The sequence below is a fragment of the Streptomyces calvus genome, from assembly GCF_006782915.1.
GTDB lineage: Bacteria > Actinomycetota > Actinomycetes > Streptomycetales > Streptomycetaceae > Streptomyces > Streptomyces calvus.
Genome location: NZ_VCNP01000055.1, coordinates 126,856 through 153,358 on the forward strand (window position 1 = coordinate 126,856; position 26,503 = coordinate 153,358).

Annotated in this window: 21 protein-coding genes; 11 read left to right on the forward strand and 10 right to left on the reverse strand. The window is 72.1% G+C overall.

What is annotated here, in order from left to right; translation table 11 throughout:
• The first annotated feature begins 110 nt into the window (after positions 1-110).
• Positions 111-830 carry a chaplin gene (locus FGW31_RS36130; RefSeq protein WP_142196341.1) on the forward strand — a complete coding sequence of 240 codons (720 nt, stop codon included), beginning with the start codon at positions 111-113 and terminating at the stop codon, positions 828-830.
• Positions 831-904: 74 nt separating this feature from the next.
• On the opposite strand, the gene FGW31_RS28055 is transcribed toward FGW31_RS36130, so the two are convergent.
• On the reverse strand, positions 905-1,093 hold the full coding sequence (locus FGW31_RS28055; RefSeq protein WP_142196342.1) for a DUF5703 family protein: 189 nt from the start codon (positions 1,091-1,093) through the stop codon (positions 905-907).
• A gap of 47 nt (positions 1,094-1,140) precedes the next feature.
• Here FGW31_RS28055 and FGW31_RS28060 point away from each other — a divergent pair, with 47 nt between their 5' ends.
• Positions 1,141-1,842 carry a hypothetical protein gene (locus tag FGW31_RS28060; RefSeq protein WP_142196343.1) on the forward strand — a complete coding sequence of 234 codons (702 nt, stop codon included), beginning with the start codon at positions 1,141-1,143 and terminating at the stop codon, positions 1,840-1,842.
• 52 nt (positions 1,843-1,894) lie between these two features.
• On the opposite strand, the gene FGW31_RS28065 is transcribed toward FGW31_RS28060, so the two are convergent.
• Both FGW31_RS28065 and FGW31_RS28070 read right to left on the reverse strand, forming a co-directional pair.
• Positions 1,895-3,982: an ATP-dependent DNA helicase gene (locus FGW31_RS28065; RefSeq protein WP_182675187.1), complete on the reverse strand. Its 2,088-nt coding sequence runs from the start codon at positions 3,980-3,982 to the stop codon at positions 1,895-1,897.
• Positions 3,979-4,965 carry an aldo/keto reductase gene (locus FGW31_RS28070; RefSeq protein WP_142196345.1) on the reverse strand — a complete coding sequence of 329 codons (987 nt, stop codon included), beginning with the start codon at positions 4,963-4,965 and terminating at the stop codon, positions 3,979-3,981. The genes FGW31_RS28065 and FGW31_RS28070 overlap by 4 nt, the downstream gene beginning before the upstream one ends.
• Positions 4,966-5,202: 237 nt before the next feature.
• On the opposite strand from FGW31_RS28070, the gene FGW31_RS28075 reads away from it, so the two are divergent.
• Both FGW31_RS28075 and FGW31_RS28080 read left to right on the forward strand, forming a co-directional pair.
• Positions 5,203-6,258, forward strand: a complete 1,056-nt coding sequence (locus FGW31_RS28075) for an LLM class F420-dependent oxidoreductase (protein ID WP_142196346.1) — start codon at positions 5,203-5,205, stop codon at positions 6,256-6,258.
• 317 nt (positions 6,259-6,575) lie between these two features.
• Complete coding sequence (locus tag FGW31_RS28080) at positions 6,576-7,364, forward strand: ferritin-like domain-containing protein (RefSeq protein WP_142196347.1); 789 nt, start codon at positions 6,576-6,578, stop codon at positions 7,362-7,364.
• An 18-nt stretch (positions 7,365-7,382) separates the two neighbouring features.
• Here the strand turns inward: FGW31_RS28080 and corA are convergent, their stop codons facing one another.
• Entirely contained in the window at positions 7,383-8,378 is a 996-nt protein-coding gene (gene corA / locus FGW31_RS28085; protein WP_182675185.1) for a magnesium/cobalt transporter CorA, read from the reverse strand.
• A gap of 62 nt (positions 8,379-8,440) precedes the next feature.
• On the opposite strand from corA, the gene FGW31_RS28090 reads away from it, so the two are divergent.
• The 4 genes from FGW31_RS28090 (at position 8,441) to mshC (ending at position 11,937) form a co-directional block, all read left to right on the forward strand.
• Positions 8,441-9,127: a histidine phosphatase family protein gene (locus tag FGW31_RS28090; protein ID WP_142196349.1), complete on the forward strand. Its 687-nt coding sequence runs from the start codon at positions 8,441-8,443 to the stop codon at positions 9,125-9,127.
• Between the two features lie 88 nt (positions 9,128-9,215).
• Positions 9,216-9,806: a DUF3090 domain-containing protein gene (locus FGW31_RS28095; protein WP_142196350.1), complete on the forward strand. Its 591-nt coding sequence runs from the start codon at positions 9,216-9,218 to the stop codon at positions 9,804-9,806.
• Positions 9,770-10,603 carry an SCO1664 family protein gene (locus FGW31_RS28100; RefSeq protein ID WP_182675183.1) on the forward strand — a complete coding sequence of 278 codons (834 nt, stop codon included), beginning with the start codon at positions 9,770-9,772 and terminating at the stop codon, positions 10,601-10,603. The genes FGW31_RS28095 and FGW31_RS28100 overlap by 37 nt, the downstream gene beginning before the upstream one ends.
• Positions 10,604-10,707: 104 nt before the next feature.
• Positions 10,708-11,937, forward strand: coding sequence for a cysteine--1-D-myo-inosityl 2-amino-2-deoxy-alpha-D-glucopyranoside ligase (gene mshC, locus FGW31_RS28105; RefSeq protein ID WP_142196352.1), 1,230 nt, complete (start codon positions 10,708-10,710; stop codon positions 11,935-11,937).
• A gap of 106 nt (positions 11,938-12,043) precedes the next feature.
• Here mshC and FGW31_RS28110 read toward each other — a convergent pair whose 3' ends face one another.
• From FGW31_RS28110 to FGW31_RS28135, 6 genes are all read right to left on the reverse strand, one after another.
• Positions 12,044-13,186 (reverse strand): PAC2 family protein, encoded by a 1,143-nt coding sequence (locus tag FGW31_RS28110; protein ID WP_142196353.1) that lies wholly within the window; start codon positions 13,184-13,186, stop codon positions 12,044-12,046.
• A 163-nt stretch (positions 13,187-13,349) separates the two neighbouring features.
• On the reverse strand, positions 13,350-14,021 hold the full coding sequence (locus FGW31_RS28115; RefSeq protein WP_142196354.1) for a FadR/GntR family transcriptional regulator: 672 nt from the start codon (positions 14,019-14,021) through the stop codon (positions 13,350-13,352).
• 192 nt (positions 14,022-14,213) lie between these two features.
• Complete coding sequence (locus FGW31_RS28120; protein WP_142196355.1) at positions 14,214-15,830, reverse strand: glycerol-3-phosphate dehydrogenase/oxidase; 1,617 nt, start codon at positions 15,828-15,830, stop codon at positions 14,214-14,216.
• Positions 15,831-15,848: 18 nt separating this feature from the next.
• The gene (glpK, locus tag FGW31_RS28125) at positions 15,849-17,387 is read right to left on the reverse strand and encodes a glycerol kinase GlpK (protein ID WP_142196356.1); all 1,539 of its coding nucleotides are present in this window, start codon (positions 17,385-17,387) and stop codon (positions 15,849-15,851) included.
• A gap of 85 nt (positions 17,388-17,472) precedes the next feature.
• Entirely contained in the window at positions 17,473-18,267 is a 795-nt protein-coding gene (locus FGW31_RS28130; protein ID WP_142196357.1) for an MIP/aquaporin family protein, read from the reverse strand.
• Positions 18,268-19,024: 757 nt separating this feature from the next.
• The gene (locus FGW31_RS28135) at positions 19,025-19,789 is read right to left on the reverse strand and encodes an IclR family transcriptional regulator (protein WP_142196358.1); all 765 of its coding nucleotides are present in this window, start codon (positions 19,787-19,789) and stop codon (positions 19,025-19,027) included.
• Between the two features lie 297 nt (positions 19,790-20,086).
• Here FGW31_RS28135 and metH point away from each other — a divergent pair, with 297 nt between their 5' ends.
• The 3 genes from metH to FGW31_RS28150 all read left to right on the forward strand — a co-directional run bounded on the left by metH (position 20,087) and on the right by FGW31_RS28150 (position 26,478).
• A complete protein-coding gene (gene metH, locus FGW31_RS28140) occupies positions 20,087-23,599 on the forward strand; it encodes a methionine synthase (protein WP_142196359.1) in 3,513 nt (1,170 codons plus the stop codon).
• A 128-nt stretch (positions 23,600-23,727) separates the two neighbouring features.
• Entirely contained in the window at positions 23,728-24,429 is a 702-nt protein-coding gene (locus FGW31_RS28145) for an HAD family hydrolase (RefSeq protein WP_142196360.1), read from the forward strand.
• 441 nt (positions 24,430-24,870) lie between these two features.
• Positions 24,871-26,478 carry an ABC transporter substrate-binding protein gene (locus tag FGW31_RS28150; RefSeq protein ID WP_142196361.1) on the forward strand — a complete coding sequence of 536 codons (1,608 nt, stop codon included), beginning with the start codon at positions 24,871-24,873 and terminating at the stop codon, positions 26,476-26,478.
• Positions 26,479-26,503: the final 25 nt, after the last annotated feature.

Here is a 26,503-nt window from a genome sequence, read left to right on the forward strand (position 1 = left end):
GGAGCGCGCGCCACGCGCTCCGGGGCCGACGGGTCTGTGAATACGTCGGAACACCGGGAATCCGGCGGAACCCAATTCCCGGGACCAGGTCGAAGGCAGGGATTTCAGTAATGCGACAGGTCACCCGCAAGGGTCTGATGACCATGGCGGCCGCCACCGGTGTGCTCGCCGCCGCGGGCGGTGCCGCCCACGCCGACTCCGGCGCTGCGGGCGTCGCCGCCGGCTCGCCCGGAGTGCTCTCCGGCAACACGGTGCAGGCCCCGGTGCACGTGCCGGTCAACGTCTGCGGCAACACCGTCAACGTCGTCGGTGTCCTCAACCCGGCCGTGGGCAACTCGTGCGCCAACCAGGGCGGCTCCGCCACGGACGGCCACGAGGGCTCCGGCGGCCACGGCGGCTCGCACGCCGACGGTCACACGAGCGACTCGCCCGGTGTGGGCTCCGGCAACCAGATCCAGGCGCCGATCCACGTCCCGGTGAACGTCTGCGGCAACAGCGTCAACGTCCTCGGCGCCGGCAACGCCACCGAGGGCAACGACTGCGGCAACGGCGGCTCCGGCCACCAGACCCCGGGACAGCCCGGCGAGCCCGGGGACCCCGGCGACCCGGTCACCCCCGAACAGCCCGGCGACGAGCCGAGCACCCCCACCACCCCGGGCGGTTCGACGCACGACAACGAGCCGGGCGCCCAGCACATCGCACAGCCCCGTCCCGAGGCACAGCTCGCCCGGACCGGCAGCGAGCTGCCGATGGGCCTCGTCCTGCCGGCCGGCGCGGGCGCGCTGCTCGCCGGCGCGGTCCTCTACCGCAAGGCACGGGCCGCTGCGTGACCGCGGGCACACGGAGCGGACCCCGCGACCGCGGGGTCCGCTCCGATCTCTGATTCTCCTCGGGCCACCCGGACTCACCAGGTGGCGCGCACCTGGCGAATGATCCGCCGCCGCAGCCGCACCCTGCGACTGCCGTCACGCATCAGCGTCAGGCGGTACAACTCCCAGTGACCGTACTCGGCATGGTCCGTGAGCAGACGTGCCGTCTCCCTGCGGGACACCCCGCGCGGCACGTACACGTCGACAAATTCGTATTCCGGCATCGCATCTATTGTGCGGTCCGGGCCCCGGTACGGATAGCGTCTGCACTATGTCTGATGCTGCGCAGTCCACCGCTGCCGAGGTACGCGCCGCCGCCGAGGCGGTCAAGACCGCGCTCGACCGCCACCTGGCCGCGGTCGAACGCCGGTCGGGGGAGGACGACCCGGCCGTCTACGAGGCGTTCAACGAGCTGGCCGCGGCCGCGGAGGCGTACGACGAACTGCTCTACGACCGCTACGACGAGGTCACCCCCTTCGAGATCCCCAGCGCGGAGGACGCGCTGCCGCCGTACGCCGGCCCCGAGGAACCGAACGCGCTCAGCGTGCTGATCCGCCGCGACTACGCCGTCGCCGAACCGCAGCGGCTGCTCGCCCACGCGCAGCGGATCGAGGCGGCGGAGGACGACGGCTCGGAAGCCTCCGGCACCGTCCACGGCGCGCTCGGCCTGCTGTTCGGCGAGTTCGAACCGGACGAGATCGCCTCCCGGCACAAGGAGTTCGGCCTGGAGGAGGGCGACTCCACGCTCTGGGTGACGGCATCGGACGAACCCGCGGAACCCGGCGAGTGGCTGGAGGCGCCGTTCGAGCAGGTGGACCCGCAACAGGTGGTGTGCCGCTTCGACGTCAGCGCCGTCTTCGACGACGACCTCGACGACGACGAGGACGACGAAGACGGGGACGAGGACGACGACGCACTCGATCCGGTGCTGGACGAGGACGACGACCTGGAACCCCTCGACGCGGACCGCTGACCCCCGTCCCCGCGGCGGCGGCATCCCGGTGGGTGCCGCCGCCGTGCCGTGCTCAGCCGTCCAGGGCCGGGACCTGCGGCGCGAGCAGCACCGGCAGCCGGGTCGTGCGCGGCTTCGCCGCCACCTCGGCCACCGCCCGCGGCAGCGCCTGCTCCACCCCGTGCACCACGGACAGATGCCGGTCGGCCCTGCTGAACGCCGTGTACACCCAGGGCCGGCTCAGCGCCTGCGTGGCGTCACCGGGCAGCACCACGACCACCGCCGGCCACCGGCAGCCCACGGCCTGGTGCGCGGTCAGCGCCCACCCGTGCCGCACGGACTGCTCCACCCGCTCCCTCGGTACGACGATCTCCTCGCCCCCGCACGCCAGGTGCAGCCCCTCGCCGTCGGCCGTCACCACCCGGCCCGGCAGGGTACGGCCCGGAGCGGGGGAGTAGGCGATGCGGTCACCGGGGTCGAAGCCGCCGAAGCGCCCCGGGCCGGGATTCAGCCGCTCCTTCAGTGCCGCGTTCAGCGCCCGCGTCCCCACCGCGCCTCCGTGCCCCGGGGTGATCACCTGCGTCTCTTCGGCCGGCACGCCGATGGCACGCGGCACCGAGTCGGCCACGAGCTGCACGGTCCGGTGCACGGCCTCCCCGGCGTCCCGCACCGGCACGATCACGACCTCCTTGCCGGGGGCCTCCACCTGGTACAGCTCGCCCACGCCGATCCCGGAGACCAGCTCGCCCAGCGGCCCCGGATCAGGCCGACGGGAGGCGATCTGCGGGCACACCCGCGCCGCCAGCAGGTCCGCGAACACCCGCCCGGGACCCACCGACCAGAGCACATTCGGATCACCGGCCAGCACCAGCCGCGCCCCGTCCGGCAGCGATTCCGTCACCAGCGCCGCGGTCTCGACGTCCAGCTGCGGAGCGTCGAGCACCACCAGCAGGTCCAGGTCCAGCGCCCCGTCGGCGTCCCGCCCGGGCCCCTCGGCGCCCGACAGCAGCCCGGCGACCGTTGCCACCCCCGATCCCTTCGCCGCCGCGAACCGCGCTCGGCCCACGGGGCCGTGGGTGGCGGCCCAGGCGCGCAGGCCCAGGCCGTGCGCGGCGTCCAGCAGCGCCGCCGGCTCGGCCAGCGAGGCCTCCCCGCCGGTGTGCAGCACCAGCCCGTGCCCGGCGACCGCGCGGATCAGCTCGGCCGCGGAGCCCGCAGCCGAGGCGGCCGCGCGCTCCCACTCCTCACCCGCGTCGCCCCGCTCGGGCACGGAGTTGACGAGCCGGGCCAGGCCGTCGGCGAGGCTCTCCTCCGCCAGCGCGTACCGCTCAAGACCCACCAGCACCCTGACCGGCCGCTCCTCGTCCTCCTGCGCATCGCCGGCCTCCCCGATCGCGTCCTGGAAGACCAGCACGTCGCCCTCGGAGATGGCGTTCTGCACGGCGTCCTCGGCATCCGGCACTCCCTGCCGGCCCAGCGCGGCCGCCAGCGCGGGCAGGTCCAGGGCGGTGTGTCCGGCCAGCGCCGCCTGCTCCAGCAGCCACACGGTGACCGCACGCCCGCGCCGCTCGTCGTCCGGCCCGGCCCCGGCGCCCAGCAGCGCCCTGGCGAACCCGTCGGCCTGCTCCGGCCGCACCCCGGCGACCCGCAGCAGCTGCCAGGGGTCGGCGCGCAGCACCTCGGCCCCGTCCTCGCCCAGCACGGCGGCGGCCTGCGCGGCGAGCCCCTGCGGCGCGCCGCCCTGCGCCAGCACGCCCCGCACCGCCTCCACGGCATCGGCAGCGGGCGCAGCGGCCTCGGCCGGCACCGCCACCGGCTGCCGCCGCACCGGCTCGGGAGCGGGCCGGCGCGGCGCGGGCCGCGCCTCCTCGAACACCGTGGCGGCCGGTTTCTCACCGCTCTCCACGGCCCGCACGGCGGCGAGCAGATCGGCGGCCCTGCCGCTCAGCTTGGCGCCGGCCTCGATCGGAGCCTGCCGCTGCGCCTTCCGCTGCTCGATCCGCTCCCGCTCCAGGCGCTGCGCGGCCAGCTCGGCCTCGGCCTCGGAGACCTGCGCGGCCGCCGCCTCGGAGTCCTGCGCGGCCCGGGAATCCTGCGCGCCCTCGGCGGGCGCGCCCTCCGGCTCGGCGTCCTCCGTGGTCTCGGGCGGCTCGGTGCTCACAGCGTGCTCCAGTCGTGATCGGGATAGCGGTGCACGGGCGCCGACACATCGTCGAGCGCCCGGCAGATCTCGTCAGGAAGACTAAGGGCCTCCACCGACAATGCCGCCGTGAGCTGCTGCGCGGTGCGCGGCCCGATGATGGGCGCGGCCACGCCGGGCCGGTCCCGCACCCAGGCGAGGGCCACCTGCAGCGCGGTCACGGCGAGCCCGTCCGCCGCGGTCGTCACGGCGTCCACGATCCGGCTCGCGGTGTCGTCCAGGTACGGCGCCACGAACGGCGCCAGGTGCTCCGAGGCCCCGCGGGAGTCCGGCGGAGTGGCGTCGCCCCGGTACTTGCCGGTGAGCACGCCCCGCCCGAGCGGCGACGACGGCAGCAGCCCGATCCCCAGGTCGACGGCCGCGGGCAGCACCTCACGCTCCACGCCCCGCTGGAGCAGCGAGTACTCCATCTGCGTGCTCGCCAGCCGGGTCCGCGTGCCCGGCGCCGCCAGCTGCCAGGTCGCGGCCTTGGCCAGCTGCCAGCCGCAGAAGTTGGAGACGCCGGCGTAGCGCACCCGCCCGCTGCCGACGGCGATGTCCAGCGCCTGGAGCGTCTCCTCCAGCGGGGTGGCGGGGTCGTAGGCGTGGACGTGCCACAGGTCGACGTAGTCGGTGCCCAGGCGCGCGAGCGAGGCGTCGAGCGCGGCGAGCAGATGTCCGCGCGAGCCGTCGAACCTGCGGTCCGGGTCCGGGACGCTCCCGGCCTTCGTGGAGATCACCAGGTCCCGGCGCGGCACCAGCCCGTCCAGCAGCCTGCCGAGCAGGTACTCGGCCTCGCCGTCGCCGTACACGTCGGCGGTGTCGACGAGCGTCCCGCCCGCCTCCCAGAACGTCTTCAAGAGGTCCGCGGCGTCGTGCTCGTCGGTGTCCCGACCCCAGGTCAGAGTCCCGAGTCCGATCCGGGACACACGCAGGCCGGTACGGCCGAGATGCCTCTGCTCCATGAACGCCGACATTACTGGCCGGAGCCTGCGGTGTGGGGGCCTGTGGACAACGGATTTCCGACGGTTCCGGCAGGCGGGCGGGGCGATGCCGTCCGCCCCGCCGACACCACCGTCCGGGCCCGCGGCGGCACACGACCGCCCACCGTCCGCCCCGCCGTCCGGCAGGGGACGCCACCGGCCGCCGGAGGTATAAGGTCTCCCGCAAACGACGTTACTCAGCGGTAAGGGGAGCGGGTCATGCAGCTAGGGATCAACCTCGGCTACTGGGGCGCCGGGATGGACGCCGACAACCTCGCCGTGGCTCAGGAGGCCGACCGTCTCGGCTACGCCGTCTGCTGGGCCGCCGAGGCCTACGGCTCCGACGCCGCCACCGTCCTCGCCTGGGTCGCCGCCCGGACGGAACGCATCGACGTCGGCTCCGCCATCTTCCAGATCCCGGCCCGCCAGCCCGCGATGACCGCGATGACCGCCGCCACCCTGGACTCCCTGTCCGGCGGCCGCTTCCGCCTCGGCCTCGGCGTCTCCGGCCCGCAGGTCTCCGAGGGCTGGTACGGCGTCAAGTTCGACAAGCCCCTGGCCCGCACCCGCGAGTACGTCGAGATCATCCGCCGGGCCATGACCCGGGAACGCCTCTCCTACGACGGCGAGCACTGGACCCTCCCGCTGCCCGGCGGCCCCGGCAAGCCGATCAAGCTCACCGTGCACCCCCAGCGCGAGCACATCCCGCTCTACATCGCCGCCATCGGCCCGAAGAACCTGGAACAGACCGGTGAGATCGCCGACGGCGCGCTGCTGATCTTCCCCGCCGCCGAGCACCTCGAGGACACCGCCGTCAGGCACCTGCGGGCCGGACGCGAGAAGGCCGGCAAGACCCTCGACGGCTTCGACATCTGCCCCACCGTCCCCCTCGCCGTCGGCGACGACAAGGACGTCACCGCGCTCGCCGACACCTTCCGCCCCTACACCGCGCTGTACGTCGGCGGCATGGGCAGCCGCAAGCAGAACTTCTACAACCAGCTCGCGCAGCGCATGGGCTACGAGCAGGAGGCCGCCGAGATCCAGGACAAGTACCTGTCCGGCGACAAGCAGGGCGCGGCCGCCGCCGTCCCGCACGACCTGATCGACAGCACCACGCTCCTCGGCTCGGTCGACCGCATCGCCGACCGGATGAAGGCGTACGCGGCCGCCGGCGTCACCACCCTGACCCTCGCCCCGGCCGGCTTCACGCTCGACGAGCGCCTCGCCTCGCTCCGCGCCGGCACCGAGGCCCTGGAACGCGCCGGCCTCGCGTAGGGCCCGTCGTTCGGATCGTCCCGGGGTCGCGGAGTCCGCTCGGGCCGGTCGAAGGACACCGCACCTCACAGCCGGGCTGATCCGAACGACAGGTCCCGGGTGGCCCGCCCGACCGCTCCCGCCGCCCGGCCGGCGGCCCCTGCCCCTCGGCCGCCGGGCGAGGGGCAGGGCTACGCACCGGTGCGGGCCCGTGCGTACTCCTTCCGGCGGACTTGCCGGGCACACCTGTTGCCGTGCCGCGCCGCGCGCACTTGACTCGTTCTTCGCGGGGCCGCAGGACCGGACGGCCGCGGAGGTTCGCGGAGAGGTGGCGCACCATGCTTTCGGCCAAGAGCCTGTTCCAGGAGATCGTCGACAACGACGAGTCCTTCGCCCTGTTCTGCTCCATCGCGGCCGGCGGCGAGTCCCAGGGCGGCTGGGAGAACGCCCGTATCGCCGCGCTCGTCCCCGACACAGAGCGCGGACTCGCCCCCAAGATCACCCGGCACGGCGCCGACGAGGACAAGCACGGCCGCATCTTCAACGCGCTGATGAAGAAGCGCGGTCTGCGGCCCGTCCCGGTGCCGCCGGAGACCGACTACACGATGCTCCTGGAGCGCCGGGGCATCGGCTTGGCCCACGACCGACTGCGCCGCGACGAACCGCTCACCGTGCAGGACGTCCTCGTCTACCTCGCCCACAGCAGGGTCACCGAACAACGCGCCTCCGAGCAGATGGACCTGCTCCGCAAGCACTTCGCCGACCACCCGGACCTGGGCCGCGCGGTCAGGATGATCTCCGCCGACGAGGACAACCACCTCGCCTACTGCCACGAGGAACTGCTGCGCCTCGCCCGTGCCGGACACGGCCGCGCCATCCAGCGCGCGCTGCGCGAGTGCGCGCTGGCGGAGATCCGCGTCCACCGGGACGTCAGCCTCGCCGTGATGGCCCGCATGGGCCGCATCCTCGGCTGGTCCAGGCCGAAGGCAGCGCTCCTGGCGGCAGGCATCCACGCGGTGTACGCGTACGAACGCCTGGGCGGCTGGCGCCGCATGGTCTCCCTCAGGATGCCCGAGCGCCGCAACGCGCTGGGCGGCCCGCCCAGCCCGGAACCCGAGTTCGCCTGACGCGCCTCCCGGCCGGCCCTACATCCAGCCGCGCCGCTTGAACAGCCGGAACAGCAGCACTTCCAGCGCGGCCATCACCACGATCACCGCCGGATACGCCCACCCCCACCGCAGCTCCGGCATGTGCTCGAAGTTCATGCCGTAGACCCCCGCGATCATCGTGGGCACCGCGGCCATGGCCGCCCACGCCGAGATCTTCCGCATGTCGTCGTTCTGCCGCACGCTCATCTGCGCCAGATGAGCCGACAGGATGTCCGAGACCAGCCGGTCCAGCCCCTCCACGGACTCGTTCACGCGGGTGAGGTGGTCGTGCACGTCACGGAAGAACGGCCGCGCTCCGCCCGCCACGAACGGCACCCCCGCCCCGTACGAGCCGACCCCCGCCAGCCGGGTCATCGGCAGCACGAGCGGTCCCGTCGCCCGCCGGAACTCCAGGATCTGCCGCTTGAAGTTGTAGATCCGGGACGCGGTGTGCCGCGACCCGCCCCCGTCCGGGGAGAAGACCTCCTCCTCCAGTTGCTCCAGGTCGGTCTGCAGCTCGGTCGCCACGTCCAGGTAGTGGTCCACGACGGCGTCGGCGACCGCGTACACCACCGACGTCGGCCCCTTGCCCAGCAGCTCCCGCTCCCGCTCCAGCCGGCTCCGTACGGCACCGAGCGGCGAACCCTCGCCGTGCCGCACGGTCACCACGAACGAGTCGCCGAGGAAGACCATGATCTCCCCGGTGGAGACGGTGTCGGTCCGCGGCTCGTACAGCACCGGTTTGAGGACCAGGAACAGCGAGTCGTCGTACACCTCCAGCTTGGGCCGCTGATGGGCCTTGAGGGCGTCCTCCACCGCCAGCGGGTGCAGCCCGAACTCCTGCGAGACCAGGTCGAACTCGCCGGCCGTCGGCTCGTGCAGCCCGATCCACACGAACCCTCCCGCCGACCGCGCCTCGGCCAGCGCGTCCGAGAAGTCCTCGGGCCCCTCCGACCGCTGCCCCTCCCGGTAGACCGCACAGTCGACGATCACAGAACGCACTCTCCTCCCACTCGACGGACACCGCACACACCGGTGCGCCTACCCTGGGCGGCATGCCCACGTTGCTCCTGGTCCGGCACGGACGCTCCACCGCCAACACCGAGGGACTGCTCGCCGGCTGGACGCCCGGCGTCGCCCTCGACGACCGCGGCGCCGCCCAGGCCGCCGCCCTGCCCGGACGGCTCGCCCAGCTGCCGCTCTCCGAGGTCGTCACCAGCCCGCTCCAACGCTGCCAGGAGACCGTCCGGCCCCTCCTGGACGCCCGGCCCGGCCTCACCGCCCACACCGACGAGCGCATCGGCGAGTGCCACTACGGCGACTGGTCGGGCCGCAAGCTCGCCGAACTCAAGGACGAACCGCTGATGGAGGTGGTGCAGGCGCACCCCTCGGCGGCGGCGTTCCCCGGCGGGGAGTCCATGCGCGCGATGCAGACCCGCGCCGCCGAGGCGGTGCGCGAGTGGAACGCGCGCGTGGAACGCGACCACGGCCCCGACGCCGTCTATTTCATGTGTTCGCACGGTGACATCATCAAGTCCCTCGTCGCCGACGCACTCGGACTTCATCTCGACCTCTTCCAGCGGATTTCCGTTGAACCGTGTTCCATCACCGCGATCCGTTACACCCGGCTGCGGCCGTTTCTCGTCCGTCTCGGCGACACCGGGGACTTCACCTCGCTGGCGCCGCGCGAGGAGACGCCCGCCGACGACGCCACGGTCGGGGGCGACGCGGGCGCACCGTGATCGTCGGCCGCAGTAGGGTGAAGCGACCGCAGCGTTGCGCTCCCTCCGAACAGCCGCCCCTTCCCACAACTCTCAATGGAGACAGGACGTGTCCCGTCAGGTGTTCCTCTACGACCAACCGGAACGTTTCGTGGCCGGTACGGTCGGGTTGCCAGGGCGCCGTACGTTCTTCCTCCAGGCCTCCGCCGGCTCCCGGGTGACCAGCGTGGCCCTGGAGAAGACCCAGGTCGCGGCGCTCGCCGAACGCATGGACGAACTGCTCGACGAGGTGGTGCGCCGCAGCGGCGGCAGCGCCGCGGTGCCCGCCATGGCGCCGACCGAGATCACCGACACCGCCCCGCTGGACACCCCCGTCGAGGAGGAGTTCCGGGTCGGCACCATGGCGCTCGCCTGGGACGGCGAGGAGCAGCGCATGATCGTCGAGGCGCAGGCCCTCGTCGAACTCGACGCCGACTCCGAGGAGGACCTGGCCGAGGCCGAGGAGCGGCTGCTCCAGGACGAGGAGAACGGTCCGCCGATGCTCCGCGTCCGGCTCACCGGCGCGCAGGCCCGCGCCTTCGCCAAGCGCGCCCTCGACGTCGTCAACGCCGGGCGGCCGCCGTGCCCGCTGTGCAGCCTCCCGCTCGACCCGGAAGGACACGTATGTCCGCGCCAGAACGGATACCGCCGCGGAGCGTGAACGCCGCCGACCCGGCCGCCGCGGTGCTGCTCGCCGAGGGCGAGCTGACCGTGCGCGGACGCATCCGTGAGGCGTCGAACGCCGCCCTGTACTGCACCGTGACGCACGAGGACCGCGAGGCCGCGTGCGTGTACAAGCCGGTCGCGGGGGAGCGCCCCCTGTGGGACTTCCCCGACGGGACCCTCGCGGGCCGGGAGGTCGCCGCGTACGAGGTCTCGCGGGCCACCGGCTGGAACCTGGTGCCGCCCACCGTGCTGCGGGACGGGCCGTACGGCGAGGGCATGTGCCAGCTGTGGATCGAGACCGCGCCCGGCGCGGAGCTGCTGGCGCTCGTGGACGGCGAGGAACCGGAGCCGGGCTGGAAGGCGATCGGCCTCGCGGAGGTCGGCGAGGGCCGCACCGCGCTGCTGGTGCACGCCGACGACCCGCGGCTGCGCCGGCTGGCCGTGCTCGACGCGGTGATCAACAACGCCGACCGCAAGGGCGGTCACCTGCTGCCCACCGCGGACGGCCTGCTGTACGGCATCGACCACGGCGTCACCTTCAACGTCGAGGACAAGCTGCGCACCCTGCTGTGGGGCTGGGCCGGTGAGCCGCTCACCGAGGAGGCGGTGGAGGTCCTCGAGGGCCTCGGCGCGGCCCTCACGGACGGCGGCGCCCTCGCCGACCGCCTGGCCCCGCTCATCACCCGCGCGGAGATCGACGCCACCCACGCGCGCGTCGAGGCGATGCTCACCTCCGGCGTGCACCCGGTGCCCGGCGGCGAGTGGCCCGCGATCCCCTGGCCGCCGGTCTGACCGCGGCGCACAGCACGCCGGGAGCCCACGCGCAAGAGTGCCTTCCCGGTCATCCGGGCTGCTCCGGTTCGTATCTGGAACCCCGGTCCGGTTAGGCTCATGGCATGCATGCCTGGCCCGCTTCCGAGGTCCCCGCCCTGCCCGGTCAGGGCCGCGACCTGAGGATCCACGACACCGCGACCGGCGGCCCGGTCACCCTCGACCCCGGTCCCGTCGCCCGTATCTACGTCTGCGGCATCACCCCCTACGACGCCACCCACATCGGACACGCGGCGACGTACAACGCGTTCGACCTCGTACAGCGCGTGTGGCTCGACACCAAGCGGCAGGTGCACTACGTCCAGAACGTCACCGACGTCGACGACCCGCTGCTGGAGCGGGCCGACCGGGACGGCGTCGACTGGGCCGCGCTCGCGGAGCAGGAGACCGCCCTCTTCCGTGAGGACATGACCGCCCTGCGGATGCTGCCGCCCCGGCACTACATAGGCGCCGTGGAGGCGATACCCGGCATCGTCCCGCTCGTCGAGCGCCTGCGCGACCACGGCGCCGCCTACGAGCTCGAGGGCGACATCTACTTCTCCGTCGAGTCCGACCCGCACTTCGGTCAGGTCTCGAACCTCGACGCCGCCGCGATGCGGCTGCTGTCCGCCGAACGCGGCGGCGACCCGGAACGCCCGGGCAAGAAGAACCCGGTCGACCCGATGCTGTGGATGGCGGCCCGCGAGGGCGAGCCGAGCTGGGACGGCGGCTCGCTCGGCCGGGGCCGGCCCGGCTGGCACATCGAGTGCGTGGCCATCGCCCTCGACCACCTCGGCATGGGCTTCGACGTCCAGGGCGGCGGCTCCGACCTGGTCTTCCCGCACCACGAGATGGGCGCCTCGCACGCCCAGGTGCTCACCGGCGAGTTCCCCATGGCCAAGGCGTACGTCCACGCCGGCATGGTCGCCCTGCACGGCGAGAAGATGTCCAAGTCCAAGGGCAACCTGGTCTTCGTGTCCGCGCTGCGGCGCGACGGCGTCGACCCGGCGGCGATCCGGCTGGCGCTGCTCGCCCACCACTACCGCGCCGACTGGGAGTGGACCGACCAGGTCCTCCGGGACGCCGAGGCCCGCCTTGGCCGCTGGCGCGCCGCGGTCTCCCGCCCCGACGGCCCGCCCGCCGAGGCGCTGGTCGAGGAGATCCGCGAGGCCCTCGCCGACGACCTGGACGCGCCCGCCGCGCTGGCCGCCGTCGACCGCTGGGTCGGGCTGCAGGAGGCGAGCGGCGGCACCGACACCGGCGCCCCCGGCGTGGTCTCCCGCGCGGTGGACGCCCTGCTCGGCGTGGCGCTGTAACCGGCCGCGTACGCGCTCACCGGCGAACACGGCGAAGGGGCGCCCCGTCCTCGGACGGGGCGCCCCTTCTCGCTGCCCATCGGACCGCTCGGTCCTCCAGGACCGTTCAGTCCTCCGACGACTCCTCGCCGTCGGAGCCCTTCCCGCCGTTCGGGCCCGTGTCCGTGCCAGGGCCCGTGTCCGTGCCAGGGCCCGTGTCCGTGCCTGGGCCCGTGCCCGTGCCCGAGTCCGCGCCGGTACCCGAGTCCGCGCCGGTACCCGAGTCCGCGCCGGTACCCGTGTCCGGGCCCGGGTCCGTCTCCGGCTTCGGCGTCCGCGGCGGGCGGGAGCGACCGCCCGGAGCGTCCCGCCGGTACGGCGTGCTCTCCGAACCGTCGGCCGTGGCATGTCCGCCCGGCGGCCCCGACGCCCCGTCACGGCGCCGCAGATAGCGCTCGAACTCGCGGGCGATCGCCTCGCCCGACGCCTCCGGCAGCTCGGCGGTGTCCCGGGCCTCCTCCAGCGTCTGGACGTACTCGGCGACCTCGCTGTCCTCCGCGGCCAGTTGGTCCACGCCCAGCTGCCAGGCGCGCGCGTCCTCGGGCAGCTCGCCCAGCGGGATGCGCACGTCGATCAGGTCCTCCAGCCGGTTCAGCAGGGCCAGCGTGGCCTTCGGGTTCGGCGGCTGCGACACGTAGTGCGGCACCGCCGCCCACAGCGACACCGCGGGCACACCGGCGTGCGTGCACGCCTCCTGGAGGATGCCGACGATGCCCGTGGGGCCCTCGTACTTGGTCTCCTCCAGATCCATGCGGCGGGCCAGGTCCGGGTCGGACGTGGTGCCGCTGATCGGGACCGGACGGGTGTGCGGGGTGTCGCCGAGCAGCGCGCCCAGCACGACCACCAGTTCCACGCCGAGTTCGTGCGCGAAGCCGAGGATCTCGTTGCAGAACGAGCGCCACCGCATGGACGGTTCGATGCCGCGGACCAGCACCAGGTCGCGCGGCTTCTCGCCGCCGACCCGGACCACCGACAACCGCGTCGTCGGCCAGGTGATCTTGCGGACCCCGCCGTCCATGAAGACCGTGGGGCGGTTCACCTGGAAGTCGTAGTAGTCCTCGGCGTCCAGCGCCGCGAACACCTCGCCCTTCCATTCCCGCTCCAGGTGCGCGACCGCGGTGGAGGCAGCGTCACCGGCATCGTTCCAGCCCTCGAACGCGGCCACCATGACCGGGTCGATCAGCTCGGGAACCCCCTCGAGCTCGATCACCCAGCGCCTCCTTCCGACGTGCCCTCGCGTACGTCCCAACCTTACGGCGTGACCACGGGGGGTCCGCAGCCCCCTCACGGGGGGAGTGCTCCCATCACTGCCCCAACCTGCAGCGGGAAACACCCTTCGGCGATCCGGGAGCCGACGAACCGGAGGCGATCGTTCACAGAGTGGACCGCAGCCACTGCTCCACGCTCGCGATGTGCACCGTCGCCCAGGACCGCGCGGCCTCGGCGTCCCGGTCGCGCAGTGCGGCGAGGATGGCCCGGTGTTCGCGCAGGGTGCGGCCGACCGCGTCCTCCTGGGTCAGACCGCGCCAGACGCGGGCCCGCGTGGTGGGGCCGGACAGGCCGTCGAGCAGGGAACAGAGCACGGAGTTGCCGCAGCTGCGCACGATGCCGCGGTGGAACTCCAGGTCCGCGGCGACCAGGTCCTCGACCGGCGGGTCCTCGCCCAGTTCGTCCAACTGCCGCGACAACGCGTCCAGTTGCCCCTCGGTGATCAGCGGCGCCGCGAGGGCCGTCGCGGCCGGCTCCAGGATGCGGCGCACCGCGAGGAACTCCAGGACCGTGTCGTCGCGGTGGAAGTCGACCACGAAACTCAGGGCTTCCAGCAGGAGTTGCGGGTCGAGGCTGGTGACGTAGGTGCCGTCGCCCTGCCGCACGTCCAGGATGCGGATCAGCGACAGGGCCCGCACCGCCTCGCGCAGCGAGTTGCGGGACAGCCCCAGGTCGGCGGCGAGTTCGCTCTCCTTGGGCAGCCGGGAGCCGGGACGCAGCGCGCCGGAGACGATCATTGACTTGATCTTCTCGATCGCCTCGTCGGTGACTGCCATTGACCGGCCTCCCTGCGGCACAGACGTCCGATGTATCCGCCCATTATGCGGCCCGCGCCGGTGCACCACCGGTGTGCGCAGGGCCGCGGGAGGGGCCTCGGCCCGGGCAGGCGGAGGGGCGGCCCCGCCGTCGCGGAACCGCCCCTGCCGTACCCCGCAGGCTCCCGTGCCCAGGAGCCGGCGGGACCTCGGTCACTTCTTGTCGAGCAGGTCCTGGACGTTGGCGCGCACCTCGTCCGTGGCCAGGCCGCGGATCGTCAGGGTGGTGCGGCGGCGCAGCACGTCGTCGACGGTCTCGGCCCACTCGTGGTCCCGGGCCCAGACGACCTGCGCCCAGATCTCCGGGGCGTCGGGGTGGACGCGCTGGGCGAGCGCCGGGTCGTCGTTGGCCAGGCGGGCGATGTCGAAGGCCAGCGAGCCGTAGTGGGTGGCCAGGTGCCGGGCGGTGTCCGCGGCCATCCGCGGGCCGGGCGCGGGGCCGTCGACCAGCAGCCGGTGGGCGACCGCGCGCGGATTGGCGACACCCGGCAGCGGCAGCTTCTTCGGCAGCGCGGAGACCGGCTCGAAGTCGTCGCCCAGCGGGTGCCCGGGCAGCTCCTGCAGCTTGCGCATCACCGTACGGCCGATGTGGCGGAACGTGGTCCACTTGCCGCCCGCGACGGACAGCATCCCGCCGCGGCCCTCGGTGACGACCGTCTCCCGCTTGGCCTTCGCCGTGTCCCCGGGGCCGCCCGGCAGCACCCGCAGGCCCGCGAACGCGTAGGTGATCAGGTCGCGGTCGAGCTGCTGGTCGCGGATGGAGAACGCGGCCTCGTCGAGGATCTGGGATATGTCCTTGTCGTTGACCGCGACGTCCGCCGGGTCGCCCTCGAACTCCTCGTCGGTCGTGCCGAGCAGCAGCATGTCCTCCCACGGGAGGGCGAAGGTGATCCGGTACTTGTCGATCGGCGTGGCCAGCGCGGCCTTCCACGGGGAGGTCCGCTTCAGCACCAGGTGCGCGCCCTTCGACAGCCGGATGGACGGCGCGGCACCGGGGTCCTCCATGCGGCGCAGGTGGTCGACCCAGGGGCCGGTGGCGTTGAGCACCAGCCGGGCGTTCACACCGAACTCCTCGCCGGAGAGGCGGTCGCGCAGCTCGGCGCCGGTGACCCGGCCCCGGGTGAAGCGCAGGCCCGTGACCTCGGCGTGGTTGAGGACGACCGCGCCCGACTCGGCGGCCGCGCGGACCGTCATCAGCGCCATGCGCGCGTCGTTCATCTGGTCGTCGCCGTACACGGCCACGGCCTTGAGGTTCTCGGTGCGCAGCTCCGGCACGTCCTGCGCGGCCTTGGCCGGCGAGAGCAGGTGCCCGACGCCGTCGCCGAAGGCCGACAGCATCGAGTACGCGAAGACGCCGGCCCCCAGCTTCGCCGCGCCGTGCGGCCCGCCCTTGTACACGGGGAGGTAGAACGTGAGCGGGTTCGCCAGGTGGGGGGCCACCTGCCGGGAGACCGCACGGCGCTCGAAGTGGTTCTCCGCGACCAGCTTCACCGCGCCGGTCTGCAGGTAGCGCAGGCCGCCGTGGAGCAGCTTGGACGAGGCGGAGGAGGTGGCGCCGGCGAAGTCACCGGCGTCCACCAGGGCCACCCTGAGGCCGGACTGCGCGGCGTGCCAGGCGGTGGAGATGCCCAGGATGCCGCCGCCGATCACGAGAAGGTCGTACGACGCCTTGGAGAGCTGCTCCCGGGTCTCGGCACGGCTCGGGTTCGAGCCGGATGCCGGGCGCGTCCCCAGGGCAGGCACGGACTGCAGGGTGGACTGACTGGTCATTCTGTTTCTTACTCCTCGTCAGCTCTCGTCGTCGATCCAGCCCATGGTCCGCTCGACGGCCTTGAGCCAGTTCTTGTACTCACGGTCGCGGGTCTCCGCGTCCATGCGGGGGGTCCACTCGGCGGCCCGGCGCCAGTTGGCGCGCAGGTCGTCGGTGCTGTTCCAGAAGCCGACGGCGAGGCCGGCGGCGTAGGCGGCACCGAGGCAGGTGGTCTCGGCGACCATGGGGCGCACCACGGGCGCGTCCAGGAAGTCCGAGAGGGTCTGCATCAGCAGGTTGTTGGAGGTCATGCCGCCGTCGACCTTGAGGGCGGTCAGTTCCACGCCGGAGTCCTTGGTCATGGCGTCCGCGATCTCCCGCGTCTGCCAGGCGGTGGCCTCCAGCACGGCGCGCGCCAGGTGCGCCTTGGTGACGTACCGGGTCAGGCCGGCGATCACACCGCGGGCGTCGGAGCGCCAGTACGGGGCGAACAGGCCGGAGAAGGCCGGCACGAAGTACGCGCCGCCGTTGTCCTCGACGGAGAGCGCGAGCGTCTCGATCTCGGCGGCGGTGGAGATCAGGCCCATCTGGTCGCGCATCCACTGCACCAGCGAGCCGGTGACGGCGATCGAGCCCTCCAGGGCGTAGACCGTGTCCTGCTCGCCGATCTTGTAGCCGACCGTGGTCAGCAGGCCCGAGTAGGAGTTGATGATCTTGTCGCCGGTGTTCATCACCATGAAGGTGCCGGTGCCGTACGTCGACTTGGTCTCGCCCTCGGCGAAGCAGGTCTGGCCGAACAGCGCCGCCTGCTGGTCGCCCAGCGCGGAGGCGACCGGGATGCCGCCGAGCAGCTCGCCCAGCTTGCCGCCCCTGATCTCGCCGTAGACCTCGGCGGAGGAGCGGATCTCGGGGAGCATGGCCGTGGGCACGCCGATGGACTCGGCGATCCTCTCGTCCCACTGCATGGTGTGCAGGTTCATCAGCAGCGTGCGGGAGGCGTTGGTGACGTCCGTGACGTGGTGGCCGCCGTCGGCACCGCCGGTCAGGTTCCAGATGACCCAGGTGTCCATGGTGCCGAACAGGATGTCGCCGGCCTCGGCGCGCTCCTTGAGGCCCTCGACGTTGTCGAGCAGCCACCGGGCCTTCGGACCGGCGAAGTAGGAGGCGAGGGGGAGGCCGGTCTCGCGGCGGAAGCGGTCCTGGCCGACGTTGCGGCCCAGCTCGCGGCACAGGCCGTCGGTGCGGGTGTCCTGCCAGACGATGGCGTTGTGGACGGGCTCGCCGGTGTGCCGGTCCCACAGCACGGTGGTCTCGCGCTGGTTGGTGATGCCGATGGCCTTGATGTCGTCGCGGGTGATGTTGGCCTTGGCGACGGCTCCGGCGACGACCTCCTGGACGTTGGTCCAGATCTCGGTGGCGTCGTGCTCGACCCAGCCCGGCTTCGGGAAGATCTGCTCGTGCTCCTTCTGGTCGACGGAGACGATGCGTCCGTCGCGGTCGAAGACGATGCACCGGGAGGAGGTCGTGCCCTGGTCGATGGCGGCGATGAAGGGGCCGGCGGTGTGGGCGTCGGTCACTGTGTGCTCCTGGGAGTTCCTTGGTTACGGGGCTGTGCGTACGGCGCTGCTACAACATTCGGCGTTCGGGGCGACCTGGTCACCCCTATGCGAAGGCGACGTTGTAGAGGCCGGCCGCGAGGGCGCCGCCGATCAGCGGACCGACCACCGGGATCCAGGCGTAGGACCAGTCGGAGCCGCCCTTGTTGGGCAGCGGCAGCAGGGCGTGCACGACACGCGGGCCGAGGTCACGGGCCGGGTTGATGGCGTAACCGGTCGGGCCGCCCAGCGACAGGCCGATCGAGACGACCACGAGCGCGGTGATCAGGCCGCCCAGCACGCCGAGGCCGTTGCCCGCGTCGTTCAGGCCCTGGGTGAGCACGGCGAGCAGCAGCACGAAGGTGCCGATGATCTCGGTGGCGAGGTTCTGCGCCGTGTTCCGGATCTCCGGGCCGGTGGAGAAGATGCCGAGCACCGGGCCCGCGCCCTTCTCCTGCGCCTCGACCGCCTTGGCGGCGGTGGTCTGCGCGCCCGGACCGCCGACGATCTCCTTGTCGGTGAGGTGCGCGTGGAACTGGCCGTAGTAGGCGAGCCAGACCAGCGCCGCACCGATCATCGCGCCGAGGAACTCTCCGGCGAAGTAGACCGGCACGTTGCTCCAGCCGCCGTCCTTGATGGCGAGGGCCACGGTCACGGCCGGGTTGAGGTGGGCGCCCGAGAGCGGCCCCGCGATGTACACCGCCGTCATGACGGCGAAGCCCCACCCGAAGGCGATGGCGAGCCACCCGGCGTTGCGGGCCTTGGAGGCCTTCAGCGTCACGGCGGCACACACACCGCCGCCGAGCAGGATGAGTATGGCGGTACCGATGGTCTCGCCGATGAAGATGTCGGAGCTGGACACCCGCGACTCCTTTGTCCTTCGTCCAGGGAGCCGACCCCCGGGTCCCACCGGGGATTGGCGCCCTCGTGATGAGAGCGATGCCGGCCCTTGGCGTTGTCACACTCTAGCGCGTATTGCCGGTAAGTGTTCGACAATGCCGACCGATGGACGGGAGTCTTGTCCGACGCCCGGCATGCGTCAAGAGTTTGGTTGTCGAAAGCGCGATCGTTACTGATCGCCGCGGGCTGCCGGTTCCCGGCGCCGTTCCGCCGCCCGCACGCCGGGTGCGCCGGCCCGTGTGCGCCCTGGTTCGTGAGGCCCGTGCTGTCTCCCGCGATGCCCCGGCGCGACCGGCTCCGCTGCGCCCCGGCCGTCGGTCGGCCTTCGACGCCCCGGCCGCCGACAGGCTCCGGAACGCCCCGGCCGCCGACAGGGTCCGGAACGCCCCGGCCGCCGACCGGCCCCCGAACGCCCCGGTCGCCGAGTGTCCCCGCAAGGCGCCGGCCGCCGTCCGGCTCCGGAACGCGCCGAGCGCGGCTGTGGTCAGGAACGCCTCCGGCCCTGGTTCGGCCGGCTCTGCAACGCTCGGGTCCGGCCGGCGCTGCAATCGCTCGGGTCCGGCCGGCTCCGCAAAGCCCTGGTCCGGCCGGCTCCGCAATCGCTCGGGTGCGGCCGGCTCCGCAACGCTCGGGTCGGCGGCCGGCTGCGGAACCGCCGGGCGCGGCTGTGTCCGGGACGCCGTACGGCGTCCCGGTCCCCGTGCGTGATTCCGCTCCGCTCAGAACCGCCCGGCGCCCAGGTCCCGCGAGACCGCGCGGGCGCAGTCCCGCACCGCCGCGATCAGCTCGGGCCGCAGCTCGCCGTCCCGTTGCAGCCGTTCGACCGCGCCCGTGATGCCGACCGCGCCGACCGGCATGCGGCGCCGGTCGTGGATGGGTGCGGCGAGGGAGGCGACGCCCTCCCAGGTCTCCTCCACGTCCGCCGCGTAACCTCGGGCCCGGGTGAGGTCGAGGATGTGCTCGAAGCCGTCGAGGTCGCACACGGTGCGGTCGGTGAACGCCTTGCGGTCGGCCTCCAGGGCCTCGCTGTGGGCCACCGGGTCGTAGGCCGAGAGCACCTTGCCCAGGGCCGTGGAGTGCAGCGGCTGCATGGCCCCTATCTCCAGGACCTGCCGGCTGTCGTCGGGCCGGAAGACGTGGTGCACGATCAGTACGCCCTGCTGGTGCAGGACGCCCAGGTAGACGCTCTCGCCGCTGGAGCGGGCCAGGTCGTCCGCCCACACCAGGGCGCGCGCCCGCAGCTCGTGGACGTCCAGGTACGTGGTGCCCAGGCGCAGCAGCTCGGCGCCCAGCTGGTAGCGGCCGGAGGCGTCGTCCTGCTCGACGAAGCCCTCCTGCTGGAGGGTGCGCAGGATGCCGTGGGCGGTGCCCTTGGCGAGGCCCAGCGAGGAGGCGATGTCCGACAGGCCGAGCCGCCGCTCGCCGCCCGCGAGCAGCCGCAGCATCGCCGCCGCCCGTTCGAGCGACTGGATGTTCCGTGCCATCGCCGTACTGCCTCCGTCCCCTTCGACCGTCGACCCGCGACGCCGCTGCCACTGTTCGGCAATGTCGAACACTACCGGTCGATGCCGACCTCTCGCTAATGGTTGGCCGTGATCGGTTCCGCCACTCCTACTCCGAACGTCGTCCGTCGGCCATCCTCGTCCGGCCCGTGGACGCCCTGAACATCGGGACGCGGTCCCGGATACCCTGGCGGCGTGCGCCTCGCCTGGGGAGCTCGAACGGAAGCTCTCCGGGTCGCCGCAAAGCCGACAGCCGTCGCACCTGAGGGAGCCCCATTCATGGCCTCGTTGCCGCTGACCCCTTCCGCCGACAGCAGGACCCGCGTGTCCGCTCTCCGTGAGGCGCTCGCCACCCGAGTGGTGGTCGCCGACGGAGCCATGGGCACCATGCTCCAGGCCCAGGACCCCACGCTCGAGGACTTCGAGAACCTCGAGGGCTGCAACGAGATCCTGAACCTGACCCGCCCGGACATCGTCCGTTCGGTCCACTCCGAGTACTTCGCCGCGGGCGTGGACTGCGTGGAGACCAACACCTTCGGCGCCAACCTCACCGCACTGGGCGAGTACGACATCGCCGAGCGCGTCACCGAGCTGTCCGAGGCGGGCGCGCGCATCGCCCGCGAGACGGCCGACGAGTTCGCCGCGCGCGACGGCCGCCCGCGCTGGGTGCTGGGCTCGATGGGCCCGGGCACCAAGCTGCCCACCCTCGGCCACACCACGTTCGCCGCCATCCGCGACGCCTACCAGCAGAACGCCGAGGGCCTGCTCGCGGGCGGCGCCGACGCGCTGCTCGTGGAGACCACGCAGGACCTGCTGCAGACCAAGGCCTCCGTCATCGCCGCCCGCCGGGCCATGGAGATCGCCGGGTTCGAGGTCCCGCTGATCGTGTCGGTCACGGTGGAGACGACCGGCACCATGCTGCTCGGCTCCGAGATCGGCGCCGCGCTCACCGCGCTGGAGCCCCTCGGCATCGACATGATCGGCCTGAACTGCGCCACCGGCCCCGCCGAGATGAGCGAGCACCTGCGCTACCTGGCCCGCCACTCCCGTGTCCGCCTGTCGTGCATGCCGAACGCCGGCCTGCCCGAGCTCACCAAGGACGGCGCGCGCTACCCGCTGTCGCCGGCCGAGCTGGCGGACGCCCAGGAGACCTTCGTCCAGGACTACGGGCTGTCCCTGGTGGGCGGCTGCTGCGGTACGACGCCGGAGCACCTGCGCCGGCTCGTGGAGCGGGTGCGTCCGCTGTCGCCGGCCGAGCGCGACCCGCGTCCCGAGCCGGGCGCGGCCTCCCTGTACCAGAGCGTGCCGTTCCGGCAGGACACCTCCTACCTGGCGATCGGCGAGCGGACGAACGCCAACGGTTCGAAGAAGTTCCGCGAGGCCATGCTGGAGGGCCGCTGGGACAACTGCGTGGAGATGGCCCGCGAGCAGATCCGCGAGGGCGCGCACATGCTCGACCTGTGCGTGGACTACGTCGGCCGCGACGGCGTCGCCGACATGGAGGAACTGGCCGGCCGCTTCGCCACCGCCTCCACGCTGCCGATCGTGCTGGACTCCACCGAGGTCGACGTCATCCGGGCCGGCCTGGAGAAGCTCGGCGGCCGCGCGGTGATCAACTCGGTCAACTACGAGGACGGCGACGGCCCCGAGTCGCGGTTCGCGAAGGTCACACAGCTGGCCAGGGAGCACGGCGCCGCGCTGATCGCGCTGACCATCGACGAGGAGGGCCAGGCCCGCACCGCCGAGAAGAAGGTCGAGATCGCCGAGCGGCTGATCGCCGACCTCACCGGCAACTGGGGCATCCGCGAGGAGGACATCCTCGTCGACTGCCTGACCTTCACCATCTGCACCGGCCAGGAGGAGTCCCGCAAGGACGGCATCGCCACCATCGAGGGCATCCGCGAGCTCAAGCGGCGCCACCCGAAGGTGCAGACCACGCTCGGCCTGTCGAACATCTCCTTCGGCCTCAACCCGGCCGCCCGCATCCTGCTGAACTCCGTCTTCCTGGACGAGTGCGTCAAGGCCGGCCTGGACTCGGCGATCGTGCACGCCTCGAAGATCCTGCCGATCGCCCGGTTCAGCGAGGAGGAGGTCACCACCGCCCTCGACCTGATCCACGACCGCCGCCGCGAGGGCTACGACCCGCTGCAGAAGCTCATGCAGCTGTTCGAGGGCGCCACCGCCAAGTCGCTGAAGGCCGGCAAGGCCGAGGAACTGGCCGCCCTGCCGCTGGAGGAGCGCCTCAAGCGCCGCATCATCGACGGCGAGCGCAACGGCCTGGAGGCGGACCTGGACGAGGCCCTCCGCGAGCGGCCCGCGCTCGACATCGTCAACGACACCCTGCTGGACGGCATGAAGGTCGTCGGCGAGCTGTTCGGATCCGGCCAGATGCAGCTGCCGTTCGTGCTCCAGTCCGCCGAGGTGATGAAGACCGCCGTCGCCCACCTCGAACCGCACATGGAGAAGACCGACGAGGCGGGCAAGGGCACCATCGTGCTCGCCACCGTGCGCGGCGACGTGCACGACATCGGCAAGAACCTCGTCGACATCATCCTGTCGAACAACGGCTACAACGTGGTCAACCTGGGCATCAAGCAGCCCGTCTCCGCGATCCTGGACGCCGCCGCCGAGCACAGGGCCGACGTCATCGGCATGTCCGGACTGCTGGTCAAGTCCACGGTGATCATGAAGGAGAACCTCGAGGAGCTCAACAGCCGCGGACTCGCCGCCGACTACCCGGTCATCCTCGGCGGGGCGGCGCTCACCCGGGCCTACGTCGAGCAGGACCTGCACGAGATCTACCAGGGCGAGGTCCGCTACGCCCGCGACGCCTTCGAGGGCCTGCGCCTGATGGACGCCCTCATCGGCATCAAGCGCGGAGTGCCCGGCGCCCAGCTGCCCGAGCTGCGGCAGCGCCGCGTGCGCGCGACGGCCGTGGAGGTCGAGGAACGCCCCGAGGCCGGCCACGTCCGCTCCGACATCGCCACCGACAACCCGGTCCCCGAGCCGCCCTTCTGGGGCACCCGCGTGATCAAGGGCATCCAGCTCAAGGAGTACGCGAGCTGGCTCGACGAGGGCGCCCTGTTCAAGGGGCAGTGGGGTCTGAAGCAGGCCCGCACCGGCGAGGGCCCGACGTACGAGGAGCTCGTGGAGACCGACGGCCGGCCCCGGCTGCGCGGCCTGCTGGACCGGCTGCAGACGGAGAACCTGCTGGAGGCGGCCGTGGTCTACGGCTACTTCCCGTGCGTCTCCAAGGACGACGACCTGATCGTCCTGGACGAGCAGGGCAACGAGCGCACCCGGTTCACCTTCCCGCGCCAGCGCCGCGGCCGCCGCCTGTGCCTGGCCGACTTCTTCCGCCCGGAGGAGTCCGGCGAGACCGACGTCGTCGGCCTCCAGGTCGTCACCGTCGGCTCCCGCATCGGCGAGGAGACCGCCCGGATGTTCGAGGCCAACGCCTACCGCGACTACCTGGAGCTGCACGGCCTGTCCGTGCAGCTGGCCGAGGCCCTCGCGGAGTACTGGCACGCGCGGGTGCGCTCGGAACTCGGCTTCGCCGGGGAGGACCCGGCCGCGATGGAGGACATGTTCGCCCTGAAGTACCGGGGCGCCCGCTTCTCCCTCGGCTACGGTGCCTGCCCCGACCTGGAGGACCGCGCCAAGATCGCCGACCTGCTCCGGCCGGAGCGCATCGGCGTGCACCTGTCCGAGGAGTTCCAGCTGCACCCGGAGCAGTCCACGGACGCCATCGTGATCCACCACCCGGAGGCGAAGTACTTCAACGCCCGCTGAGGCCCGGGCGCGCCGCCGCACCGGTCACACCAGGCATTCGCGTCCCGTACGTCGTACACTGGTCGGTCCACTGCAGGCCGGTTCCCCTCGTGGGAACCGGCCTGATCGTCCCTGAAGGAGGTACGTGGATGACCAGTACGGTCCCCGCGCTCGGAATCCGTACGGGGGAAGGCTCGGCCCTGCAGGCCGTGCTCCTCGACATGGACGGCACCCTGGTGGACACCGAGGGCTTCTGGTGGGACGTCGAGGTGGAGGTCTTCGCCTCCCTCGGCCACACCCTCGACGACTCCTGGCGCCATGTCGTGGTCGGCGGCCCCATGACCCGCAGCGCGGGGTTCCTCATCGAGGCGACCGGGGCCGACATCGGCCTCGCCGAACTGACGGTGCTGCTCAACGACGGTTTCGAGGCCCGTATCGACCACGCCCTGCCGCTGATGCCGGGCGCCGCGCGGCTGCTCGCCGAACTGTCCGAGCACGAGATCCCCACGGCACTGGTCTCCGCCTCCCACCGGCGCATCATCGACCGGGTGCTCACCACCCTGGGCCCGCAGCACTTCGCGCTGTCGGTCGCCGGCGACGAGGTGCCGCGCACCAAGCCGCACCCCGACCCGTATCTCGCGGCCGCCGCCGGGCTCGGTGTGGACCCCGTGCGGTGCGCCGTCGTGGAGGACACCGTGACCGGTGTCACCGCCGCCGAGGCCGCGGGCTGCCAGGTCGTCGCGGTGCCGTCGGTGGGTCCGATCACCCCGGCCGCCCGGCGCACGGTCGTGTCCTCACTGGAAGACGTGGACCTGTCATTCCTGCACGGTCTGATGACGGAAATGCGCTAGACGTTCACCCAGCGTGCAGTCGTGTTACCGGCGGAATTCAGGCCGTTCGGAGCGGTCGGCGGGCCCCGGGTTCCGAAAGAATTCGATCCGTTCCGGTCGGCTGAATTCCTGCCCCTGCAGGCCTTTTCACTTGTGATGTTCGCCACACGACAGAGGGTCGACAACGATGTCCACCTGTGCAGTCCGTCCCGTTTCGGTGGCTCTCCGTACGCCCTTGTGTCCCGATTGGTAGGAAGGTGCACCAATCCTTCCCGGCGCACCTTCGTCGATCCGTTCACACCCGGTTTCACTGCGTGATGAGCCCTCAACTCCGGGCGCCGCGAACCCCGCTGCGGGCGCGGACTAATGTCGTCGCGAGAACCTCGCCCCCATCCCGTGATCCGCTGCAACAACCCCTGCGTGCCGGATACACGGAGTCGACAGTCCTGGAGAAACTCGAGCATGAACCGCAAGACTTTGGTGCTGGCGGCCGCGATGGGCCTGCTCGCGCCGGTGCTCGCCGCCTGCGGCGACACCGAGGGCGGGAGCGGCGACGGCGATGCGATCGTCGTGGGCACCACGGACCGGTTCACCGCATCGGAGGAAGAGGGCCTCGCGCCCCTCGACCCGGCCTTCGCCTACGACGTCGGTACCTGGAACATCCTGCGCCAGACCGTGCAGACCCTGATGGTCCAGCCCCGAGGCGACGGCGAACCCGTCCCCGATGCCGCCGAGACCTGCGGGTTCACCGACGCCGGCAACGAGCGCTTCAGCTGCACCCTGCGCGACGGCCTGAAGTTCGCGAACGGTGACGCGATCACCGCAGCCGACGTGAAGTACTCCATCGACCGGGCCCGCGCCATCAAGGCCGACAGCGGTGTGTTCGCCCTGCTGTCCACCATCGACACCGTCGAGACGCAGGGCGACCGCGAGGTGATCTTCCACCTCAAGACGGCCGACGCCACCTTCCCGTACAAGCTGTCCACCCCGGTCGCGGGAATCGTCAACCCGGACGACTACGCCAAGGACAAGCTGCGCGAGGGCTTCGAGGTGGACGGCTCCGGCCCGTACGTCCTCGAGGGCAAGGTCGAGAACAACGAGCTCGTCCGCGCCGTGTTCACCAAGAACCCGTCCTACAAGGGCGCGTTGAAGATGAACAACGAAAAGGTCGAGATGGTCTCCTTCGAGAGCGCCGACGCCATGGGCGACGCGCTGGAGAAGGCCGAGATCGACGTGATGACCCGCACCATGTCGCCGGAACAGGTGCGTGAGCTCGGCAACGCCACCGACAGCGAGATCGAGCTGGTCGAGTCGCCCGGCCTGGAGATCCGCTACCTGGCCTTCAACACCGAGGCCGAGACGGTGAAGGACAAGGCCGTCCGCCAGGCGATGGCCCAGGTCGTCAACCGCAGCGAGCTGGTCGGCAAGGTCTACGGCTCCCAGGCCGAGCCGCTGTACTCGCTGGTCCCCGCCGGCATCACCGGCCACTCCAACGCGTTCTTCAACAAGTACGGCGACCCGAACACCGCCAAGGCCCGCGACCTGCTCGAAGAGGCCGGCGTCAGCACCCCGGTGAAGCTGACGCTGCACTACACGACCGACCACTACGGTCCCGCCACCAAGGCGGAGTTCGAGCAGCTGAGCAAGCAGCTCAACAACAGCGGCCTGTTCGAGACCGACATCGAGGGCACCCCCTGGTCCACGTTCCGCCCCGCCGGCCAGAAGGGCAAGTACGACGTCTACGGCATGGGCTGGTTCCCCGACTACCCGGACGCCGACGGCTTCCTCGCGCCCTTCCTGGACGAGGACAACTTCCTCAACTCGCCGTACGCGAACACCGAGATCCGCAACGACCTGATCCCCGAGTCGCGCCGCCAGGCCGACCGGCTGTCCGCCTCCGACAGCCTGACGGAGATCCAGGACATCGTCGCCGCGGACGTCCCGGTGCTGCCGCTGTGGCAGGGCAAGCAGTACGTCGCCGCCCGCGACGACATCACCGGCACCGCCTACACGCTCAACTCCTCGTCGGCGCTCCAGCTGTGGGAGCTCGGCCGCGGCGTCAGCGGCTGACGCACCAGGAACGGCGAAGCCGTCC

Excerpts from the sequence above, each read along its gene's own strand:
- FGW31_RS36130 (WP_142196341.1), top strand. The coding sequence starts at position 111 with ATGCGACAGGTCACCCGCAAGGGTCTGATGACCATGGCGGCCGCCACC.
- FGW31_RS28055 (WP_142196342.1), bottom strand. The coding sequence starts at position 1,093 with ATGCCGGAATACGAATTTGTCGACGTGTACGTGCCGCGCGGGGTGTCC.
- FGW31_RS28060 (WP_142196343.1), top strand. The coding sequence starts at position 1,141 with ATGTCTGATGCTGCGCAGTCCACCGCTGCCGAGGTACGCGCCGCCGCC.
- FGW31_RS28070 (WP_142196345.1), bottom strand. The coding sequence starts at position 4,965 with ATGGAGCAGAGGCATCTCGGCCGTACCGGCCTGCGTGTGTCCCGGATC.
- FGW31_RS28075 (WP_142196346.1), top strand. The coding sequence starts at position 5,203 with ATGCAGCTAGGGATCAACCTCGGCTACTGGGGCGCCGGGATGGACGCC.
- FGW31_RS28080 (WP_142196347.1), top strand. The coding sequence starts at position 6,576 with ATGCTTTCGGCCAAGAGCCTGTTCCAGGAGATCGTCGACAACGACGAG.
- FGW31_RS28090 (WP_142196349.1), top strand. The coding sequence starts at position 8,441 with ATGCCCACGTTGCTCCTGGTCCGGCACGGACGCTCCACCGCCAACACC.
- FGW31_RS28100 (WP_182675183.1), top strand. The coding sequence starts at position 9,770 with ATGTCCGCGCCAGAACGGATACCGCCGCGGAGCGTGAACGCCGCCGAC.
- mshC (WP_142196352.1), top strand. The coding sequence starts at position 10,708 with ATGCATGCCTGGCCCGCTTCCGAGGTCCCCGCCCTGCCCGGTCAGGGC.
- FGW31_RS28115 (WP_142196354.1), bottom strand. The coding sequence starts at position 14,021 with ATGGCAGTCACCGACGAGGCGATCGAGAAGATCAAGTCAATGATCGTC.
- FGW31_RS28120 (WP_142196355.1), bottom strand. The coding sequence starts at position 15,830 with ATGACCAGTCAGTCCACCCTGCAGTCCGTGCCTGCCCTGGGGACGCGC.
- FGW31_RS28135 (WP_142196358.1), bottom strand. The coding sequence starts at position 19,789 with ATGGCACGGAACATCCAGTCGCTCGAACGGGCGGCGGCGATGCTGCGG.
- metH (WP_142196359.1), top strand. The coding sequence starts at position 20,087 with ATGGCCTCGTTGCCGCTGACCCCTTCCGCCGACAGCAGGACCCGCGTG.
- FGW31_RS28145 (WP_142196360.1), top strand. The coding sequence starts at position 23,728 with ATGACCAGTACGGTCCCCGCGCTCGGAATCCGTACGGGGGAAGGCTCG.
- FGW31_RS28150 (WP_142196361.1), top strand. The coding sequence starts at position 24,871 with ATGAACCGCAAGACTTTGGTGCTGGCGGCCGCGATGGGCCTGCTCGCG.